This window comes from Aeromonas veronii, from assembly GCA_041319085.1.
In the GTDB taxonomy this organism is placed as follows: domain Bacteria; phylum Pseudomonadota; class Gammaproteobacteria; order Enterobacterales; family Aeromonadaceae; genus Aeromonas; species Aeromonas veronii_F.
The window spans coordinates 3,714,765-3,733,935 of the sequence record CP101033.1 but is presented as its reverse complement, the minus strand read 5'-3'; the positions used below and the strand labels follow the sequence as shown (position 1 = coordinate 3,733,935).

At 61.1% G+C, this 19,171-nt stretch carries 16 protein-coding genes and 4 tRNA genes; 12 read left to right on the top strand and 8 right to left on the bottom strand.

From position 1 onward, the window contains the following. The first annotated feature begins 134 nt into the window (after positions 1 to 134). The 5 genes from NMD14_17770 (at position 135) to mdtD (ending at position 9,401) form a co-directional block, all read left to right on the top strand. On the top strand, positions 135 to 2,396 hold the full coding sequence (locus tag NMD14_17770) for a patatin-like phospholipase family protein (protein ID XEI32539.1): 2,262 nt from the start codon (positions 135 to 137) through the stop codon (positions 2,394 to 2,396). Between the two features lie 229 nt (positions 2,397 to 2,625). After that, on the top strand, positions 2,626 to 5,223 hold the full coding sequence (acnB, locus tag NMD14_17765) for a bifunctional aconitate hydratase 2/2-methylisocitrate dehydratase (protein XEI32538.1): 2,598 nt from the start codon (positions 2,626 to 2,628) through the stop codon (positions 5,221 to 5,223). 152 nt (positions 5,224 to 5,375) lie between these two features. Further along, complete coding sequence (locus NMD14_17760; GenBank protein ID XEI32537.1) at positions 5,376 to 6,782, top strand: FAD-binding protein; 1,407 nt, start codon at positions 5,376 to 5,378, stop codon at positions 6,780 to 6,782. 9 nt (positions 6,783 to 6,791) lie between these two features. After that, on the top strand, positions 6,792 to 7,919 hold the full coding sequence (locus tag NMD14_17755; GenBank protein ID XEI32536.1) for a GTP-binding protein: 1,128 nt from the start codon (positions 6,792 to 6,794) through the stop codon (positions 7,917 to 7,919). A 69-nt stretch (positions 7,920 to 7,988) separates the two neighbouring features. Beyond that, positions 7,989 to 9,401: a multidrug transporter subunit MdtD gene (gene mdtD / locus NMD14_17750; protein XEI32535.1), complete on the top strand. Its 1,413-nt coding sequence runs from the start codon at positions 7,989 to 7,991 to the stop codon at positions 9,399 to 9,401. Here mdtD and NMD14_17745 read toward each other — a convergent pair. From NMD14_17745 to folB, 3 genes are all read right to left on the bottom strand, one after another. Next, positions 9,373 to 9,861, bottom strand: a complete 489-nt coding sequence (locus NMD14_17745) for a YbaK/EbsC family protein (protein XEI32534.1) — start codon at positions 9,859 to 9,861, stop codon at positions 9,373 to 9,375. The genes mdtD and NMD14_17745 overlap by 29 nt on opposite strands. A gap of 100 nt (positions 9,862 to 9,961) precedes the next feature. Then, a complete protein-coding gene (gene folK / locus NMD14_17740; GenBank protein XEI32533.1) occupies positions 9,962 to 10,471 on the bottom strand; it encodes a 2-amino-4-hydroxy-6-hydroxymethyldihydropteridine diphosphokinase in 510 nt (169 codons plus the stop codon). Beyond that, positions 10,471 to 10,842 carry a dihydroneopterin aldolase gene (gene folB, locus NMD14_17735; GenBank protein ID XEI32532.1) on the bottom strand — a complete coding sequence of 124 codons (372 nt, stop codon included), beginning with the start codon at positions 10,840 to 10,842 and terminating at the stop codon, positions 10,471 to 10,473. The genes folK and folB overlap by 1 nt, the downstream gene beginning before the upstream one ends. 157 nt (positions 10,843 to 10,999) lie before the next feature. Here folB and plsY point away from each other — a divergent pair, with 157 nt between their 5' ends. The 6 genes from plsY (at position 11,000) to NMD14_17705 (ending at position 13,389) form a co-directional block, all read left to right on the top strand. Continuing rightward, positions 11,000 to 11,662 carry a glycerol-3-phosphate 1-O-acyltransferase PlsY gene (gene plsY / locus NMD14_17730; GenBank protein ID XEI32531.1) on the top strand — a complete coding sequence of 221 codons (663 nt, stop codon included), beginning with the start codon at positions 11,000 to 11,002 and terminating at the stop codon, positions 11,660 to 11,662. A 47-nt stretch (positions 11,663 to 11,709) separates the two neighbouring features. Beyond that, positions 11,710 to 11,785: transfer RNA gene (locus tag NMD14_17725), tRNA-Phe, on the top strand. Positions 11,786 to 11,836: 51 nt separating this feature from the next. Further along, positions 11,837 to 11,912: transfer RNA gene (locus NMD14_17720), tRNA-Thr, on the top strand. 3 nt (positions 11,913 to 11,915) lie between these two features. Then, positions 11,916 to 11,991 (top strand) — tRNA-Phe (locus NMD14_17715). Between the two features lie 44 nt (positions 11,992 to 12,035). Continuing rightward, positions 12,036 to 12,111 (top strand) — tRNA-Asn (locus NMD14_17710). Positions 12,112 to 12,216: 105 nt separating this feature from the next. Beyond that, complete coding sequence (locus NMD14_17705) at positions 12,217 to 13,389, top strand: hypothetical protein (protein XEI32530.1); 1,173 nt, start codon at positions 12,217 to 12,219, stop codon at positions 13,387 to 13,389. A gap of 76 nt (positions 13,390 to 13,465) precedes the next feature. On the opposite strand, the gene NMD14_17700 is transcribed toward NMD14_17705, so the two are convergent. Next, entirely contained in the window at positions 13,466 to 14,158 is a 693-nt protein-coding gene (locus NMD14_17700; protein XEI32529.1) for a B3/4 domain-containing protein, read from the bottom strand. Between the two features lie 431 nt (positions 14,159 to 14,589). Between NMD14_17700 and NMD14_17695 the strand changes: the two genes are divergently transcribed. Continuing rightward, positions 14,590 to 15,045, top strand: coding sequence for a hypothetical protein (locus NMD14_17695; protein ID XEI32528.1), 456 nt, complete (start codon positions 14,590 to 14,592; stop codon positions 15,043 to 15,045). A gap of 54 nt (positions 15,046 to 15,099) precedes the next feature. On the opposite strand, the gene NMD14_17690 is transcribed toward NMD14_17695, so the two are convergent. The 4 genes from NMD14_17690 to treB form a co-directional block, all read right to left on the bottom strand. Further along, a complete protein-coding gene (locus NMD14_17690; protein XEI32527.1) occupies positions 15,100 to 15,288 on the bottom strand; it encodes a hypothetical protein in 189 nt (62 codons plus the stop codon). 125 nt (positions 15,289 to 15,413) lie between these two features. After that, positions 15,414 to 16,007, bottom strand: coding sequence for a sugar O-acetyltransferase (locus tag NMD14_17685; GenBank protein XEI32526.1), 594 nt, complete (start codon positions 16,005 to 16,007; stop codon positions 15,414 to 15,416). Positions 16,008 to 16,010: 3 nt separating this feature from the next. After that, positions 16,011 to 17,672: an alpha,alpha-phosphotrehalase gene (gene treC, locus NMD14_17680; GenBank protein ID XEI32525.1), complete on the bottom strand. Its 1,662-nt coding sequence runs from the start codon at positions 17,670 to 17,672 to the stop codon at positions 16,011 to 16,013. A 67-nt stretch (positions 17,673 to 17,739) separates the two neighbouring features. Beyond that, positions 17,740 to 19,170 carry a PTS trehalose transporter subunit IIBC gene (gene treB / locus NMD14_17675; GenBank protein XEI32524.1) on the bottom strand — a complete coding sequence of 477 codons (1,431 nt, stop codon included), beginning with the start codon at positions 19,168 to 19,170 and terminating at the stop codon, positions 17,740 to 17,742. Position 19,171 lies beyond the last annotated feature (1 nt).

The window sequence follows — 19,171 nt, the reverse complement described above, 5'->3', positions numbered from 1 at the left end:
TCACGGGGGCGACGGCGCGCACTTCCCACGAGCTGGCCATTCGGGATGCGGATTGACGGTTGCGCTAACGGCCCGGCCCCTTATAGTAGAGGCCATCCCTGGTGACTGACCCTCTGAATAATATGGAAAAAATGATGCGCAGCTTAGGTGCGGGATGGACCCGTCTGCTTTTGGTAATGCTGGCGGCCATGCCGCTGCTGGTGCAGGCCGCTGATGGTGGCCGCCCCAAGGTGGCACTGGTCCTGAGCGGCGGCGGCGCCAAGGGCTCGGCCCATATCGGCATTCTCAAGGTGCTGGAGCAGAAGCGCATCCCGGTCGACATCATAGTCGGTACCAGCATGGGCTCTTATGTGGCCGGGATGTACGCCATGGGGCTCAGCGCCGAGGAGGTGGAGCGCACCACCCTGGCTATCGACTGGAACAAGGGGTATCAGGACAAGGTCGGTCGCGACGAGCTGTCGCTGCGCAAGAAGCAGCAGAACGAGCAGTATCAGCTGCGCACCGACATCGGGGTGAATGGTGACACCACCCAGCTGCCGGACGGTTTCTTCCAGGGCCAATCCATGGCCAGTCTGCTGCGGGGGGCCACCTCCAACCTGCCGGTGCAGGTAAGTTTTGACGATCTGGCCATCCCTTACCGCGCCATGGCGACCGATATGGAGACGGTCACCCCCTTCGTGCTGGATCACGGCAGCCTCGCCAAGGCGATGCAGGCTTCCATGTCGATCCCCGGCGCGCTCAAGCCGGTGGAGTGGGAGGGGCACATCCTGGCGGACGGCGGTAGCGTCAACAACATGCCGGTCGATGTCGCCAAGGCGATGGGGGCCGATGTGGTGATCGCGGTGGATATCGGCGCCAAGCTGCGTACCCGCGAGTCCCTCAAGTCGGGTCTGGCGATGATCGATCAGCTCACCACCTACATGACCCAGGTGGGCACCGACAAGCAGAAGGCACTCATGGGGCCCAAGGATATTCTGCTGGTGCCCGAGTTTGGCGATATGGGGATCGCCGACTTTGCCCGCATGCCGGAGGGGATCAAGATGGGTGAGGCTGCAGCTGACAAGGCGTCGCTGCAACTCGATAAGCTGTCGCTCACCAAGGCGCAGTACAACGCCTATCGCAACCAGAAGCTGAGTCGCCGTGCCGAGCGCAGTGGCCAGCCCGCCTACTTCATCGACAAGGTGGAGATCATCAACAAGTCACGCCTCTCTGACGAGACGGTGCGCGCCATGCTCAAGGTGCGGCCGGACAAGGTGCAAACCAACGAGAGTCTGGAGGCGGGCATTCGCCGCCTCTATGCCCTTGAGTCGTTTGACCGCATCACCTATGAGGTAGAGGAGCGCGATGGGGAGAACGTGCTGCTGGTGGATGCCAGCGAGAAGAACTGGGGGCCGGGCTACCTCAACTTCCAGTTTGGTTTCACCGATGACTTCGAGAACACCTCCAACTACAACGTCGGTACTTCTTACACCCTCACCAACGTCAACGAGTGGGGGGCCGAGTGGCTGACCGAGGCGTCACTGGGTACGGCCAAACATATCAAGACCGACTTCTATACCCCGCTCGAACCCTCCCAGACCTTCTATGGTGAGGCGAGTCTGGCCTATGACCAAACCCTGCGTCGCCTGTTTTTCCCCAATCCGGATCCCGAGACGGTCGCGAGAAGCTATCTCGACTCCGAATACTCCTTCTTCAGCGCGGATCTGGCGGTGGGCTGGAACCGCCAGCCCTGGAGCAGGCTGTCGATGGGGCTGACGGGACAGCTGGGCACGATTGATGTGAAGAACGTCAAGGGGCTCGAGATGGATGCCATGGCGTGGGGCCCCTATGTCCGCTTTGAACACGACAATCTGGATAGCCGCTATTTCCCTTATCAGGGGGTGAAATGGGACATGAAACTGGGCCACGCCCACGTCAGTGTGGAGGGTCTCACGCCGGAAGATGGCGGCAGTGAAGGCTGGAACTATCACCTCTCCATGATCAAGCCCTGGTCATGGGACCGGCATAGCCTCAACCTGATCCTAGAAGGGGGGGGCTCGGGCAGTGAAGAGGTGGTGCCGCTGCATATTCAGGATCTGGGTGGCTTGTTCCGTCTCTCCGGTTTCCAGCGCTACCAGCTGAGCGGCCGCTACAGCCTGCTTGGCGGCCTGCGCTACATCTATCGGGTGGCGGACAATGACTTCGGTGCTCTCAAGATGCCGCTCTATCTGGGTGGATCTCTGGAGCAGGGCGGGGTCTGGAACAAGGGTGAGGATATCAGTCTGGAAAGCTCGTTTACCGCCGGTTCGGTGTATGTCGGGGTGGAGAGCTTCCTTGGCCCGGTGTTCCTTGGCTACGGCATGGCGGAGGGGGGCAATGACGTCTTCTATCTGCAATTGGGCAGTACGTTCGAATAATGCTGAAATGATGCCAATTTGTTAACTCTGGTTGGTGGCAGTCAATTAATTTTCAAAAAATGCCTGCCTGTTTAGTTGGTTACGATTTTGTGATGAATAAGTAAACAGGGTTTGGATTTTAATTAGTCGTTAAAACTTATATAGTGGGGAGCACCCTACGGGGTGTCCCGCAAGGACGATCGCCGCGAGCGTGGGCGAACCCCAAAAAAAGACCAAAGAGGAATTAGTCGTGCTTGAAACATACCGTAAACACGTCGCAGAACGTGCCGCTGAGGGCGTGGTTGCCAAACCTCTGGATGCAGAGCAGGTCGCCGCCCTGGTTGAATTGCTCAAGAACCCGCCCGCTGGCGAACAAGATTTTCTGAAAGAGCTGTTGTCTTCCCGAATTCCCCCCGGTGTTGATGAAGCGGCCTATGTCAAAGCCGGTTTTCTCACCGCTGTCGCCAAGGGCGAAGCCCACTCTCCCATCCTGAGCTCCGCCGAAGCCGTTGAACTGCTGGGCACCATGCAGGGTGGTTACAACATTCAGCCGCTGATCGACCTGCTGGATCACGCCACGCTGGCGCCGCTTGCCGCCAAGGGGCTCTCCCACACCCTGCTGATGTTCGACTCCTTCCACGACGTGGAGGAGAAGGCCAAAGCGGGCAATGCTCACGCCAAACAGGTGATGCAATCCTGGGCCGATGCCGAGTGGTTCCTCTCGCGCCCGGAGCTGGCCGAGAAGATCACCGTCACCGTGTTCAAGGTGACCGGCGAAACCAACACCGACGACCTCTCTCCTGCGCCGGATGCCTGGTCCCGCCCCGATATTCCGCTGCACGCCCTGGCGATGCTGAAAAACGCCCGTCCCGGCATCACCCCCGACAAGGATGGCGCTGTCGGCCCCATCAAGACCATCGATGCCCTGAAAGAGAAGGGATTCCCGCTGGCCTATGTGGGTGACGTGGTCGGTACCGGCTCTTCCCGTAAATCTGCCACCAACTCGGTGCTCTGGTTTATGGGCGACGACATTCCATTCGTGCCGAACAAGCGCGCTGGCGGTGTCTGTCTGGGTGGCAAGATTGCCCCGATCTTCTTCAACACCATGGAAGATGCCGGCGCCCTGCCCATCGAAGTGGACGTCTCCAAGCTGGAAATGGGCGATGTGATCGACATCTACCCCTATGCCGGCAAGATCTGCAAACACGGCACCGAACAGGTGCTGGCGCAGTTTGAACTGAAAACCGACGTGCTGATCGACGAAGTGCGCGCCGGTGGCCGTATCCCGCTGATCATCGGTCGTGGCCTGACCGACAAGGCCCGCGAGGCGCTGGGTCTGCCGTTCTCCACCGTGTTCCGTCGTCCGCAGCCTGTCGCCGACACCGGCAAGGGCTTCACCCTGGCCCAGAAGATGGTGGGCAAGGCGTGCGGCGTGAAGGGCATTCGCCCGGGCACCTACTGCGAGCCCAAGATGACCACGGTCGGCTCCCAGGACACCACGGGCCCGATGACCCGCGACGAGCTCAAAGATCTGGCCTGCCTCGGCTTCTCCGCCGATCTGACCATGCAGTCCTTCTGCCACACCGCGGCCTATCCCAAGCCCATCGACGTGCAGACCCACCACACCCTGCCGGACTTCATCATGAACCGCGGCGGTGTGAGCCTGCGTCCGGGTGACGGTGTCATCCACTCCTGGCTGAACCGCATGCTGCTGCCGGATACCGTGGGTACCGGTGGTGACTCCCATACCCGTTTCCCCATCGGCATCTCCTTCCCGGCGGGCTCCGGTCTGGTGGCGTTCGCCGCCGCTACCGGCGTGATGCCGCTGGACATGCCGGAATCGGTGCTGGTGCGCTTCAAGGGCGAGCTGCAGCCGGGCATCACCCTGCGTGATCTGGTCCATGCCATCCCCTACGCCGCCATCCAGAAAGGGCTGCTGACCGTCGAGAAAGCGGGCAAGAAGAACATCTTCTCCGGCCGCATCCTCGAGATCGAAGGTCTGCCGACCCTGAAAGTAGAGCAAGCGTTCGAGCTGGCAGATGCCAGCGCCGAGCGTTCCGCTGCCGGTTGCACCATCAAGCTGGATAAAGAGCCGATCATCGAGTATCTGAAGTCCAATATCGTGATGCTGAAATGGATGCTCTCCGAAGGCTACGGCGACGTACGCACCATCACCCGTCGCATCAAGGGGATGGAAGAGTGGCTGGCCAACCCGACCCTGATGGAAGCGGACAAGGATGCCGAGTACGCCGAAATCATCGAGATCGATCTGGCCACCATCAAGGAGCCGATCCTCTGTGCGCCGAACGATCCGGATGATGCCCGTCTGCTGAGCGACGTGGCTGGCGACAAGATCGATGAGGTGTTCATTGGCTCCTGCATGACCAACATCGGTCACTTCCGCGCCGCCGGCAAACTGCTCGAGAAGTATCAGGGCGAGCTGCCGACCCGCATGTGGATCGCGCCACCGACCAAGATGGACAAGGATCAGCTGACCGAAGAGGGCTACTACGGCATCTTCGGCCGGGTCGGTGCCCGCATCGAGATCCCGGGTTGTTCCCTCTGCATGGGTAACCAGGCGCGGGTAGCGGAAGGGGCCTCCGTGGTCTCCACCTCCACCCGTAACTTCCCGAACCGTCTGGGTAAAGGTGCCAACGTCTATCTGGCCTCTGCGGAGCTGGCAGCGGTGGCCGCCATCCTCGGCAAGATCCCGACCGTGGCAGAGTACCTGCAATACGCCAAGGCGCTCGATGCCACTGCGGCAGATACCTATCGCTACCTCAACTTCAACGAAATCGCCTCTTACACCAAGAAGGCCGATGCGGTGATCCTGCAGCAAGCGGTATAAGGCGGATCCCAGCCTGAATGGCTCGGCAATCATGGCCGTAGCCTATACCTCTGACACGCCCCGGCCGATGCCGGGGCGCTTTTTTGTCCCTCTTTCGGTGATTTTCGGTAGAATTGACGCTCTTTTCTCAAGCGACCAGTGTTAGGGGTGGTATGACGGTGCAGTTCCAGGCATTTCACAGCATCAAGGCGATCGGTAATCGGGAGGTGCTGTTCAACTGGTCGAGAACCAACCCGCTCGGGGCGCTGGATCAGGTGTGGCGCCCGAAAACCCGCGATGAGCTGCAGGCGCTGCTGCGGGAACACCCCGAGCGCAAGCTGCGCCTTATCGGCTCCGGCCTCTCTTTTGAACCCATTCACAGCGTCTATGCCGAGGGCAGTCAGGCGCTGCTGGTGGACTTGCACCACCTACGCGGCCAGTTGGCGAAAACGGCCGATACCGTGACCTATCAGGCGGGGACGCCGCTCGATACCGTCTACGCCGAGCTGATCGCCATGGAGCGGATGCTGCCCGCATCCCCCGGCGTTATCGGCATCCAGACCCTGGGCGGCGCCCTCAGCACCGGCACCCACGGTCAGGGGCTGCACCAGTCTGCCCTGTGCGATGCGGTGGCGGCGATGACGTTGATGCTGGCCAATGGCGACATCATCCGGGTGGATCGCACAGATCCGCGCTTCGGCGCCTTCGTGATGGGGATGGGGATGCTCGGCATCCTGCTCGACGTCACACTGCGTACCGTGCCCAACCGCATCATGCGCTGCACCAAGTTCACCACCGACTACCCATTCCTCTTGGAGCACAACGAGCGGCTCAACCGCGAGCACGGCTTTGTGAAGAGCTGGTGGTTTGCCTGGACCGGCGAGAGCCACATCTGGCTGGTGGATCCCGCCTCCGATGAGGAGGTTGCCCGCTACCGCGCTGGCGGCAGCGAGCCGTTGCTGCTTGATGGCGATATCGACACCCGCATGAACGCTGCTCTTAATGCCACGATCGACGCCACCCTGCAGAAGATGGCCAAAGACACCAAGGATGAGGCGTTGGCGGGGGAGCACTTCGAGACGGTGCGCCGCTTCAAGGATGCCTCCGATCTGGTGGGCAACGTCTACCAGATCCTCTGCAAGGGGATCCCTGCCCCCCAGATCAACTGCGAGGTGGCGGTACCGCTCCATCGGATGAACGAGGCACTGGAGACCCTGCAGGCCTGGCAGCAGACCAACCCGGGCGTATTGCACTACCCCTTTATCCTGCGCTGCACCGGCCCTTCAGAGGCCTGGCTCAGTGCAGCTTATGATCAGTCGGTCTGCTGGATCGGTTTTCTGGTCTATCTGGCGGCGGACGGCACCTTCGTCAACGGCTCCATGGAGCAGATGCGCGAGTTGCAGCAACTGCTGGTGCCGCTTGGCGGTATTCCCCATTTTGGCAAGCATCTGGTGATGGATCTCTACGACTTCCCGGCCCTGCTGCCGCGCTGGAACGACTTCGTGGCGTTGAAAGCCGAGCTCGACCCCCATGGCCGCTTTGAAAACCGCTGGCTCAGCGACCTGTTTGCAAACCGGTAAGGATCTGACATGACCGATATGCAAGATACTCGTATCCCTGTGACCCTGCTGACCGGCTTTCTTGGCAGCGGCAAGACAACTCTGCTCAACCACTGGGTCAAGCAGCCGGAGCTTGGCGAGTGCGCAGTGCTGATCAACGAGTTCGGCTCGGTGGGGCTGGATCACCATCTGGTGCAACAGGTGGATGAGCAGGTGATGCTGCTCGACTCCGGCTGCATCTGCTGCTCGGTGCAGGGCTCTCTGGTGGAGGCGTTGCAGGGGCTGTTTATGAAGGCCATTCAGCGCAAGATCAAACCGTTCAAGCGGCTGATTATCGAGACCACTGGCCTCGCGGATCCGGCCCCCGTGCTCTTCACGTTGAGGGAAGAGGGCTTTATCGCTCAGCGCTACCGCTTCGATGGCACCGTCACCGTGGTGGATGCCGGTCATATCGAGCAGCAGTTGGCGGCCCAGTATGAGGCGGTGAAGCAGGTAGCGCTGGCGGATCTGCTGGTGGTGAGCAAGGGCGATTTGGTTGATAGCGAGCAACTGGCGCGGGTCGAAGCCCAGCTGGCGGCCCTCAATCCGGCCGCCCCCATCGAGCGGGTGACCAATGGCGAACTGTCGCCAGCGGTGCTGGATAAGCTGGGCGCCTACAATGAGGCAGCGGGGCGCGATGTGCGCCAGCTGCTGGCCTGGCTGCGCACCGAATCCCCCAAGCAGGGGCTGGCGTCACCCATGCAGCCGAAGATGCAACCGTTCGCCGCCAAGGTGGGCACCGCGGCGCCCACCCACTTCGAGCACGGCAGCATCGAGAGTTTCTCTTTGCGTATCGGTGAGCCGCTCAAGCCCTCTCGTCTGCTGGCCGCCATCGATGCGGTGCAGGCGCAATATGGCGATGCCCTGCTGCGCCTCAAGGGGATCTTGCAGCTGGAAGGGGAGAGCCAGCCGGTGGTGATCCACGGCGTTCACGGCCAGCTCTATCCGCTGCAGGCGCTGGGCGACTGGCCGGAGGGCAAGGCTCAGTCCAGACTGGTGTTTATCGTGAAGAGTCAGGACAAGGCCGGTATCGAGCAGCTCTTTATGGCGACCCTCAAGGCCCCCGAGCCCACTCTGGAAGAGCGGCTCAAAGCCATGCTCGGCCAACCGGACGCCTGATGTCTGTCATGACCCGCCCGTAACAACGAGAGCGGGTCTTTTTTATTCCCGAAGTGGAGGTGGTTTGTTATGGCGGAAGTTTCACTCGGGGTGACCCCTGCCCAGCGCAAGTGGTTGCCCCTGCTGGCGGCAGTCGGTTTCTTTATGCAGGCGCTGGATGCCACCATCCTCAATACCGCCCTGCCGAGCATGGCCGAGACGCTGGGGGAGAGCCCGCTGCAGATGCAGTCGGTGATCATCGCCTACATGCTGACAGTGGCGTTGCTGATCCCGGCCTCCGGCTGGCTGGCGGACCGATTCGGCACCCGCCGCATCTATCTGGCCGCCATCTCGCTCTTTACGCTGGGCTCGCTCGCCTGCGCCGCCTCCAACACCCTTTTCATGCTGGTGGCGGCCCGGGTGTTGCAGGGGATCGGCGGTGCGCTGCTGATGCCGGTGGGGCGACTGGCAGTGCTGCGGGTCTATGACAAACACGAGCTGCTGCGGGTGATGTCGTTCGTCACCATCCCGGGGCTGCTCGGCCCGCTGATGGGGCCGGCGCTCGGTGGTTGGCTGGTGGAGGTGGCAAGCTGGCACTGGGTGTTTCTCATCAACCTGCCGGTGGGGCTGCTCGGCTTTCTCGCCAGCTGGCACTTTATGCCGGAGCTGCGCCAACAGACCGCCCGTTTCGACTGGCAGGGATTTGTGATGTTCAGTGTCGGCATGGTACTGGTGTCGGTCGGCTTGCAGGGGTTGGGGGAGCACAGCATCTCCACCGGTTGGGCGCTGTTTGCGCTCATTTTCGGGCTGGCAGCGATGGCGAGTTACTGGCTCTATGCCGCCAATGCGGAGCAGCCGCTGTTCAGTCTGGCGCTGTTCAAAACCAGCTCCTTCGCTATCGGCATCTGGGGCAACCTGTTTGCCCGCCTCGGCAGCGGTGCCATGCCGTTCCTCACCCCGCTGTTTCTGCAACTGGGGCTTGGTTTTTCGCCGAGCAAGGCGGGGATGACCATGATCCCCACCGTGATTGGCGCCATGCTGACCAAGACGCTGGTGAACAAGCTGATTCCCAAGGTGGGCTATCGCCGTATTCTGGTCGGCAACACCCTGTTGCTGGGGGCGATGATCGCCAGCTTCTACTTGATCGACAACCAGTTGCCGCACTGGGTCCTGCTTGCCTGGCTGGCGATCTTTGGCGCCATCAACTCGCTGCAGTTCTCCGCCATGAATACCCTGACCCTGCGGGAGTTGAGCCCGGCCCTGGCCAGCAGCGGCAACGGTCTGCTCTCGGTGGTGATGCAGCTCTCCATGAGCTTGGGGGTGGCGATCGCCGCCAGCCTGCTCGGGCTCTTCTCGGCGGGCACCTCAGCCGCCAACGGCCAGTGGCTGGCAGGATTCCACCTTACCTACCTCTGCGTCGGGTTACTCTCCATGCTGGCGGCACTGATCTTCGCCCAGCTGGCGCGCGATGGGGCTACGCCGTCGGGGCAGGCAGATAGCTGACCTCGCAGGGGAGCTGCGCCAGCACCCCGGCCAGATGCACGGTCGCCAGCAGAAAGGTCTGATCCGGGTGGCCCGGAGTCCAGGTGAAGGCGGTGTGGTTGAGCAGTTGCGGGTCAACCAGTAGCGGAATATCGGCGCGCGGCAGGAAGGGGCAGACGGCCCCCGGCAGGCAGCCGATCTCCGCCTGCATCTCCTCGGCGCTGCAGATGGAGGGCTTGGCCCCGAGCGCGGCCTTGACCGCCTTGTTGTCGAGCCGCCCGTCCCTGTGGGTCAGCAGCAGGGCGAAGCGGCCATCCTTGAACTTGAGAAACAGGGTCTTGCTGAACTCCGCCTGCCAGCCGAGGCGGGCCTTGACCCGTTCGTCGGTAGCGTAATCGAGGATGGGTTCGTGCTCATAGCGCTGGTGGGGCAGTTCGGCCAGCAGCTGGCAGTTGAAATGGTGAATGGTATCAAGTGGCATGGGGTTTTCCTGTCGTGGGCGCTATCCTGCCAGCCTCGCAGGGTCGGGCCCTCTTCATTTCGCGATAAACCACAAGGGCGCCGTGAGGCGCCCTTGTGGATCAGTGATGCTGCAATTCGCACGCTTCCCAGTGAAAGGGAATGGGGCGCAGTTGCTGGGAGGCCTTGTCATAGGCTTGCCACAGCTCGCCCATGGTGCGGCCATCGGCGGGGTGGCGCAGGGCGGGGGCCAGCTCGGCCAGCGGCCACAGCACGAAGGCGTTGGTGAGCACTTCACCGCGCGGCAGCACCAGCGGGGTGTCGCAGACAAGGTCGCCATAGAGCAGCAGATCGAGATCCAGGGTGCGCGGGGCGAATTTTTTGGCATCTGGCTCGCGGCCGTGGGCGAACTCCATGGCCCGCAGTCGCTGGCAGACGGTGGCCAGCGGCAGGTCGGTGTCGGCCGCCACTACCAGGTTGTAGAAGGGGCGGCCGTTGAAGCCGACCGCCTCGCTTTCAAATACCCGGGAGACCCGCAGCTCGCCAAACTCGGCGTGCAGCGCATCGAGTCCGGCACGGATATGGCGATCCCGCTCGATGTTGGAGCCGAGGCTGATATAGAGGGTGGTCATCAGTTGCTGCTCGCGGCTGGCGTGCGATGGCGCAGGATCTCGACGCCGACCCCGGCGGCATTGGGCACGGCGCCCGGCTTGGTGAGGGTCACCTTGACCCACTGCACCCGCTCATCGGCCAACACCAGCATGGCAACCTGTTCGGCCATGGTCTCGACCAGTTCGACCACCTTACCGCTGACATGCTCGCAAATCTTGTTGGAGAGGTCGGCATAATCCAGTGCCAGATTGATGTCGTCGGTTGCGGCGGCGGGGCGGTTGTCGAACCCCATCTCGAGGTCAAAACGGAGCTTCTGGCGAATGCCTTTCTCCCACTCATATACACCTATGGTGGTCAAAACTTCGAGTCCGCGAATAAACACCTTGTCCATGACTGTACTTCTTCTTTACTCTTGATGGGCTGTGATGACAGCGCAGGGATGCTGGCCGGGCAACAGGCTTGCCGAGGCGCTCTGGGTGGGCATGGGCCCATGCCAGCGTATGTGGCCCGCATCATACCCCATTCATATCGTGGTAAAAACGACCAAGATGACGGCCCTGACGATTTTGATGATTATTCTGGCCTACCTGGGGGGGTCACTATCCAGTGCTGTGCTGGTCTCCCGCTGCAGTGGTCTGCCCGACCCGCGGGATCATGGCTCCCACAATCCGGGGGCGACCAATGTGCTGCGTCTTGGTGGTCGGCTGGCGGCGCTGGTGGTGCTGCTGCTCGATGTCCTCAAGGGGACTGTGCCCGTCTATCTCGCTTGGTATCTGCAGATCAAACCCGTCTACCTCGGCTTTATCGGGGTCGCCGCCTGCCTCGGTCACATGTACCCCATCTTCTTTCATTTTCGCGGTGGCAAAGGGGTCGCCACGGCACTGGGCACCATGATGCCCATCGGCTTCACCATGGGGGGGGCCGTGATCGGCACCTGGCTGCTGGTGCTGCTGGTGAGCGGCTACTCCTCACTGGCCTCCATCATTACCGTGCTGCTGACACCGCTTTTTACCTACCTGCTCAAACCCGAATATACCCTGCCAGTCTCGCTGCTCTCCTGCCTCATTCTGATCCGCCATCATGAGAACATCTCCCGCCTGCTCAAGGGAGAGGAACCCAGAGTCTGGGGGCGAAAAGGCGCGGCCTGTGCCGAGGAAGTGGCAGAAATGGGCGATGTTGCGCAAAAAAAAGACGAACGAGACAAAAAGTGAAATTTCCCGTTGACCATCCGCCTTAAAATCCGTTTAATAGCGCCCACGCCCAGATAGCTCAGTCGGTAGAGCAGGGGATTGAAAATCCCCGTGTCGGCGGTTCGATTCCGTCTCTGGGCACCAATTTTGGTGCCATGAAATAAAAATTTGTTCATGCACAATGGTTTAAAGTGTGCCGGCTTAGCTCAGTAGGTAGAGCAACTGACTTGTAATCAGTAGGTCACCAGTTCGATTCCGGTAGCCGGCACCATTTGCCCAGATAGCTCAGTCGGTAGAGCAGGGGATTGAAAATCCCCGTGTCGGCGGTTCGATTCCGTCTCTGGGCACCAATTAAGGTTGATGAGATAGCGATATCTGGTCTCCGAAGTACAATTCCTCCTTAGTTCAGTCGGTAGAACGGCGGACTGTTAATCCGTATGTCACTGGTTCAAGTCCAGTAGGAGGAGCCAATTCAAAAAGCCCTTGTCGCAAGACAAGGGCTTTTTTCTATTGGGCCCAGCCCGTTAACAACCATAAAAACAACCACACACGCACAGATGAACCGCAGGATAGATATGGAAAATCATGTAGTTATAGAGTCAAAGGGGCGACTTTCCGCTATTCGGGACTGGCTGGAGCCGGTGCTGGTGCTGCTTATTCTCGGCAGCCTGTTCGGTTACCTCGGCAGCCAGATGGGCCTCTCGGCCATGGTCAATACCCTGTTCAATACCGCCCACCAGCTGCTGCTCAATACCGTGCTCTTTATCATGGGCATCACAGTGCTCTCCGGCGCCCTGAGCCAGCTGTTGAGCGAGTTCGGGGTGATCCGCCTGCTGGAGGTACTGCTGGCCCCGCTGATGAAGCCGGTGTTTCGTCTGCCCGGCCGCACCGCGCTGGCGGCGCTGATGACTTTCTTCTCCGACAACCCGGCGGTGATCAGCCTCGCCAAGGACAGCCGCTTTCGCAAAGGCTTCACCCCCTGGCAACTGGTGTCGCTCACTAACTTCGGCACCGCCTTTGGCATGGGGCTGATCGTGGTCACCTTTATGGCCACTCTGCAGTTGCCGAGCGGTGAATCCACCGCCAGCGCGGCGCTGATCGGGCTGCTCGGCGCTCTGGTGGGCTCGGTGGTCTCTACCCGACTGATGCAGCGGATGATCCGCCCCTTGGTGGGGGAAGTGCTGATCGATGAGCAACCAGCGGGCAATGGCTCCAAGGTTGGGGTGACCAAAGAGGCTGCCCCCGGCTGGCTGCGGATCCTCAACTCATTGCTCGATGGTGGCAAATCGGGCGTGGAGCTGGGGATGGCGGTGATCCCCGGGGTGCTGATCATCAGCACTTTCGTGATGCTGCTGACCTTCGGCCCGGGGGAGAAGGGTTATACCGGTGAAGCCTTCCAGGGGGTTGCGCTGCTGCCGGTGCTGGCTGCTAAGGTGGGCTGGCTGTTTGACCTGCTGTTTGGCTTCCAACAACCGGAGCTGGTCGCCTTCCCGGCTACCTCGCTCGGTGCGGTCGGTGCCGCCATGTCGCTGGTGCCTCCCTTTATCGCCAAGGGGTGGATCACCGGTAACGAGGTCGCGGTGTTTACCGCCATGGGGATGTGCTGGAGCGGCTTTTTAAGCACCCACACCGCCATGCTCGATGCCCTCGGCTATCGCCACCTCACCTCCCGCGCCATCGTCGCCCACACCATCGGCGGCTTGAGTGCCGGGGTTGCGGCGCACCAGCTCTATCTGCTGCTGGGCTGAGCAGGGTGAAAAGAGAGAGGGGCGCTGCGGCGCCCCTCTCTGTATCTATCGGTGACGAGTTGGCTCGTCCTTCGGTTTACTCAACATCGCCGAGCAGGCTCTGTGCGATCACCGCTGCCGGCATCATCTCCCTCAGTCCTGCAATCAGCTTATCTCCAGCCTCATACAAGGCAGCCAGCGGCATCTCGGGCAGGCTCTCCAGAATGAACCACATCTGGCCCGAATTGACACTTAGTCGGGTACGTACACCCTGCCGCCAGTTCCAGCGCCGACAGGTGACCCCCTTTTCATCCCGCCAGACCACCTCGCCGGGTTCCGGAGATTCGTGGGCGGGCTCGCCCCCTTTCATGGTATCGAACAGCTCGCTGCCATCTGCCACCACCAGTCGCGGCAGCCCCTCATAGGCGAGCAGGTTTTCGCCTCCGACCGGAATGGCGTAGCGGATGCTGATGGCGTTGTATAGATCGACCACGGGATCGATGGCTGGCAGGTTGCCGTCGCGGGCGACCCGTTTTCTCAGGGCCTCGGCGGAGCAGGGAGTCCGCTGCGGCTTGGCGCCGAACTTTCTGAACAGATCGCCCCAGGCAGCGATGTGCGCCTCTGCCCACGGCACATCGGCGCTCAGCATGGCGGTGCAGGCTTCATCAAGAGCGCGCGCCCCCACCTTCGGGTCAACCACGGTCGCGGCCTTTACCGTGATGCTCAGGGCGCGAAAGCCGGGGGCCAGTTGGCTGACTTCGGGGGAGATATGGGGGGTAATCAGTGACATAACGACTCCAGAATCGAAAGAGGCGAGGGGGAGCGGCTGCCGGACAGCATAGCGGCAACGGCAAATCCGGTTTGGGAGCCATCATGCGCGAACATGTTAGATAAGAAAATTTACATGTTCTTAATGGTCATAAGTTTCATGAATGAAAAAGGTGTGCTTGCGGGGATGGCTGGCGTGGAGAATAAGGACATCCCGCCGCTCCCGGTTTGCTCCGGCAATGCCCCTTTGCCGCGCTGATCCCCAGCGGCAGTTGCTGGCCGCCCGATGCCCTCCTGATGCCCACTTTGGTCATGCCCAAGCACGAGGCAGCGATTCAAATCGCGGGGCGGCTCAATGAGTTGGCTATGGCTGGCGTTTTTTTCATCGTTCTGGCCCCGCTTATGCATTCCTTCTCACATCACCACCAAGGGCTGCCATCGCGGAGAGATATCATGATCAGTACCCTGCTTCCCCTTGCCTCAATCGCCCTCAAGCTGGGCAGTCAGCTGCTCGGCAGCAGTGCCAATCCCCAGCCTGTGCAGCAAACCGTGCAGGAGGAGCGCCTGCTGCCGACCGTCCAGAGTCTGTTTCAGCGACTCGGCATCAAGGATGCCAATAGCGAGCAAAATCGCCCAGCCATCAACCACTTTATGGGTGAGCTGATGCAGACTCTGGGGCAGGAGAATAGCGGCCAATCCCTTCCTGCCGCCATCGATAGCGCCTGTAGCCAGTTGGCCAACGGCACCCAGAGTACCCGCCTCGATGCGCTGCAAAGCGAACTCGATACCCTCAAGGGCACCCTTGGTGCCAGCGATCTCAATCTCGATCAGCTGCTCGGCGCTTTTAAACAGATCCTGCCCAATGGCAAGGGGGAGGGGGTTGGCAAACTGCTGAATGCCAGTGCGTGAACGGTGGCGGCAATAAAAAGCCCCCATCGCGAGATGGGGGCTTTTTCATTAGGGTCAGACGCGAATATCGATCTTGCTTCCCAGAGAAGAGTTGGCCGATGTCGGTGCAACCGGCGCTGATTGCGCTGCGTTTTGCAGCAGCTTCAGCGCAGCTTCGCCCTCTTGAGTTTGCTGTTTCTTGGCCAGACTGGCCGCCATCAACGCAGAACCAAACGACGCATTTGCAGAACTTGATATATCCATTGGGTTCCTCCTGCACTCAACAGTATCGGCCGAGCGGTCCTGAACATAAGCACTGAATGCAAAATAATCTGACAGTCGCTTTTTTATCAATTAGATAGCGCAACAGGCATGGCCCCTGTTCACCGCTAGATGACCCCTTCAAGCTCTTGTGCCGTCATCGGCCGCAGCACCTTGCAGGGGTTGCCAGCCGCCACTACGTTGGCGGGCACATCCTTGGTCACTACCGAGCCTGCGCCGATGACGCTGTTATCGCCGATGGTGACGCCGGGGCAGATAACTGTGCAGCCGCCAATCCAGACGTTGTGACCGATCCGCACCGGCTTGCCGAACTCCACCCCCTTGATGCGAGGCGCCACCGCCACCGGGTGAGCCGCAGTGTAGATCTGTACCCCGGGCGCCAGCAGCACGTTGTCGCCAATGTGCACCTCGCAGACATCGAGGATGGTGCAGCCCACGTTGGCGTAGAAGTTCTCCCCCACGAAGATATTGGCACCATAATCGCAGAAGAACGGCGGATTGATAGCGCACTCCTGGCCGCGACTACCAAGCAGCTCGTGAAGCAAAGCATCCCGCGCCGGTTTCTCCTGCCAGCTGGTGTTGAAGGTGTGATAGAGCCTGCGGCAGCGCTCGCGCGCCGCTTTCAGCTCGGGATCGCCCGCATCATAAGGCTCCCCCGCAACCATCTTCTGCCACTCGGCACCACGCACCACCTTCTCCATTACCTACTCCATCAGCCAGATCAGGGATTCATAAGGGCGCAGCATAGCCGATTGCGGTTGGGCCGGGCTATCCGGGTAGTTGCCGAGCAGCAGCCGACCTTGCCCGCTTTGCAGTTCATCAGGCAAGGCAAACTCAACCGGCTCGCCGTAGAAGTTGCTTACGACCAGCAGGGTCTGACCGTTGGCGCGGCGGGCATAGGCCCAGATCTGCGGGTGCCCCGTCAGCAACTCCTGATAATCCCCCTGAGTGAAGATGGGGTGCGCCTTGCGCAGCGCAATGAGATCACGATAGTGCCAGAACACCGAGTGCTGGTCGGCCAGCGCCGCCTCGGCATTGATCTCGGAATAGTTGGCGGCGGGCTTGAGCCAGGGCGTCCCGTTGGTAAAACCGGCGTTGGGCGCAGCGCTCCACTGCATCGGGGTGCGCGAGTTGTCGCGGGACTTGGCACCGAGAATGGCCAGGATCTCGGCCTCGCTCACTCCTTCGGCCTGCTTGATAGCGAAGATGTTGCGGCTCTCTACATCCTGATAGTCATCGATGCGCTGATAGCCGGGGTTGGTCATGCCGATCTCCTCCCCCTGATAGATGTAGGGGGTGCCTTGCAGGCCGTGCAGCGTGCTGGCCAGCATCTTGGCGGCCACGACCCGATGCTCGCCCTCATCGCCGAAACGGGAGACGATGCGCGGCTGATCGTGGTTGCACCAGAACAGCGCCGACCACCCCTTGCCGTGCATGCCGCTCTGCCAGTGGTTGAAGATACGCTTGAGTTCGAGGAAATCGAACGGCGCCTTGGTCCACTTGTCGCCGTTGGGGTAATCCACCTTCAGATGGTGGAAGTTGAACACCATGGAGAGCTCGGAGCCATTGAGCGCGCCATAGCGCTGGCAGTGCTCCAGCGAAGTAGAGGACATCTCCCCCACCGTCATGGCTCCCACCGGGGCAAACACGTCGCGGCTCACATCCTGCAGGAATTCGTGGATGCGCGGCCCGTCGGTGTAGAAGCGGCGGCCATCGCCTATCTCGTCATTCGGGAACGCCTGATCCTTGGAGATAAGGTTGATGACGTCGAGGCGGAACCCATCCACTCCCTTCTTGGCCCAGAAGTGGATGATGTTTTTCACCTCGGCACGTACCGCCGGGTTTTCCCAGTTGAGATCCGCCTGCTCGCGGGCAAACAGGTGCAGGTAGTACTGACCGGTGAGCTCATCCAGCTCCCAGGCGCTGCCGCCAAACTTGGATTGCCAGTTGTTGGGCACGCCGCCATCCACCGGATCGCGCCAGATGTAGTAGTCACGGTAGGGGCTGTTCTTGTCCCCCAGCGCCGACTTGAACCAGGCGTGCTCGGTGGAGGTGTGGTTGACCACAATATCCATCACGATGCGGATATCGCGCGCGTGGGCGGCAGCCAGCAGCGCCTCGAAATCAGCCATGGTGCCGTAGGCGGGGTCGATGGCAAGGTAGTCGGCGATGTCGTAGCCGTTGTCCACCTGCGGCGAGACGTAAACCGGGGTCAGCCAGAGGGCATCGACCCCCAGCGTCTTGAGGTAATCGAGGCGGGCCATGATCCCCTTGAGATCGCCGGTGCCACGGGCGCCGGAATCCTGAAAGCTCTTGGGGTAAATCTGGTAAATCACGGCGCTCTGCCACCAGGGTGTTTGGCTCATGGCTCTTTCTCTTGTCACAAATTGAAATGGGAGAGGGCGATCCGTTGGGTCGCCCTGACAATCAGATTCAGGCGCTGGCTTCGGCCAGCTTGCCGGCCGCTTGCTGGCGCTTGTAAACCAGCAGGGTCAGCACCACCGGCACCACGATGGCGACCAGCATGGCGATGGCAAACACCGCCCAGTATTGCGGCTGAATGGAGAGGATGCCCGGCAGGCCGCCTACTCCGATGCCGTTGGCCATCACCCCGGCGAAACCGCAGATAAGGGCCGCAAGGCTGGAACCCACCATAGCGCACAGCATGGGGAACTTGTACTTGAGGTTGATACCGTACATGGCCGGTTCGGTCACCCCGAGATAGGCGGAGATGGCGGCAGGCACCGAGATCTCCCGTTCGTTCTCCTTGCGGCTAATCAGAATGATACCCACCACGGCAGAAGCCTGCGCGATATTGGAGAGCGCGATCAGCGGCCAAATCGGGGTGCCGCCCATGCTCTGCATCAGCTGCAGATCCACCGCGTTGGTGGTGTGGTGGATGCCGGTTATGACCAGCGGCGCGTAGAGGAATCCGAACAGGGCGGCACCGATAGGAGCGAAGGAGCCGGTCATGGCCGCCTTGGCAGCGAAGCCGACGCCCTCACCAATCCAGCGGCCGAACGGGCCGATAAAGGCGTGAGCCACGATCACCGCCAGCAGCAGCGAGACAAACGGCACAATCACCAGATAGAGATAGGCCGGAATGATCCGCTTGAGGTTGGTCTCCACCCAGGCCAGGAATACACCCGCCAATAGCGCCGGAATGACCTGCGCCTGATAACCCACCTTCTGGATCACGAACAGGCCGAAGTCCCACACTTCCGGGCTCTGCTGGCCGATGCCATAGGCGTTCATCAGCTGCGGCGACACCAGCGTGATGCCCAGCACGATACCCAGGATCTCGGAACCGCCCATCTTCTTCACCGCAGACCAGCAGACGCCGACCGGCAGGAAGTGGAAGATCGCCTCGCCCAGCAGCCAGAGGAAGGCATGCACCTGAGCCCAGAACTGGCTGATCTCGGTGAGGGTATGAGTACCGTCGTCGAACATCTTGATGTCGCCGATGACGTTGCGAAAGCCCAGGATCAGACCGCCGGTGATGATGGCGGGCAACAGCGGCACGAAGATCTCCGCCAGATGGGAGATGCCCCGCTCCAGCGGATTCATGTTCTGGCGCGCCGCCTGCTTGGCGGCCTCCTTGCTGCCGCCGCTGACGCCGAGCTGTTCGGTCAGCGCCTTGTACCACTGCTCTACCTCGTTGCCGATCACCACCTGGAACTGACCGCCCTGGGTGAAGCTCCCCTTCACCGCCGGGATGGTTTCGATGGCCTTGCTGTCGGCCTTGGCCGGATCGCTGAGGACGAAGCGCAACCGGGTCAGGCAGTGGCTGACGGTGGCGATGTTCTCCTGGCCGCCGATCTTGTCGATCAGGGTGGCCAGGTGCTGTGCGTTGATCTTGGACATG

Bases quoted from the DNA above. Each gene is read 5' to 3' on its own strand.
- NMD14_17770 (XEI32539.1), top strand. From the start codon at position 135: ATGCGCAGCTTAGGTGCGGGATGGACCCGTCTGCTTTTGGTAATGCTG.
- NMD14_17760 (XEI32537.1), top strand. From the start codon at position 5,376: ATGACGGTGCAGTTCCAGGCATTTCACAGCATCAAGGCGATCGGTAAT.
- NMD14_17755 (XEI32536.1), top strand. From the start codon at position 6,792: ATGACCGATATGCAAGATACTCGTATCCCTGTGACCCTGCTGACCGGC.
- mdtD (XEI32535.1), top strand. From the start codon at position 7,989: ATGGCGGAAGTTTCACTCGGGGTGACCCCTGCCCAGCGCAAGTGGTTG.
- NMD14_17745 (XEI32534.1), bottom strand. From the start codon at position 9,861: ATGCCACTTGATACCATTCACCATTTCAACTGCCAGCTGCTGGCCGAA.
- folK (XEI32533.1), bottom strand. From the start codon at position 10,471: ATGACCACCCTCTATATCAGCCTCGGCTCCAACATCGAGCGGGATCGC.
- folB (XEI32532.1), bottom strand. From the start codon at position 10,842: ATGGACAAGGTGTTTATTCGCGGACTCGAAGTTTTGACCACCATAGGT.
- plsY (XEI32531.1), top strand. From the start codon at position 11,000: ATGACGGCCCTGACGATTTTGATGATTATTCTGGCCTACCTGGGGGGG.
- NMD14_17705 (XEI32530.1), top strand. From the start codon at position 12,217: ATGGAAAATCATGTAGTTATAGAGTCAAAGGGGCGACTTTCCGCTATT.
- NMD14_17700 (XEI32529.1), bottom strand. From the start codon at position 14,158: ATGTCACTGATTACCCCCCATATCTCCCCCGAAGTCAGCCAACTGGCC.
- NMD14_17695 (XEI32528.1), top strand. From the start codon at position 14,590: ATGATCAGTACCCTGCTTCCCCTTGCCTCAATCGCCCTCAAGCTGGGC.
- NMD14_17690 (XEI32527.1), bottom strand. From the start codon at position 15,288: ATGGATATATCAAGTTCTGCAAATGCGTCGTTTGGTTCTGCGTTGATG.
- NMD14_17685 (XEI32526.1), bottom strand. From the start codon at position 16,007: ATGGAGAAGGTGGTGCGTGGTGCCGAGTGGCAGAAGATGGTTGCGGGG.
- treC (XEI32525.1), bottom strand. From the start codon at position 17,672: ATGAGCCAAACACCCTGGTGGCAGAGCGCCGTGATTTACCAGATTTAC.
- treB (XEI32524.1), bottom strand. From the start codon at position 19,170: ATGTCCAAGATCAACGCACAGCACCTGGCCACCCTGATCGACAAGATC.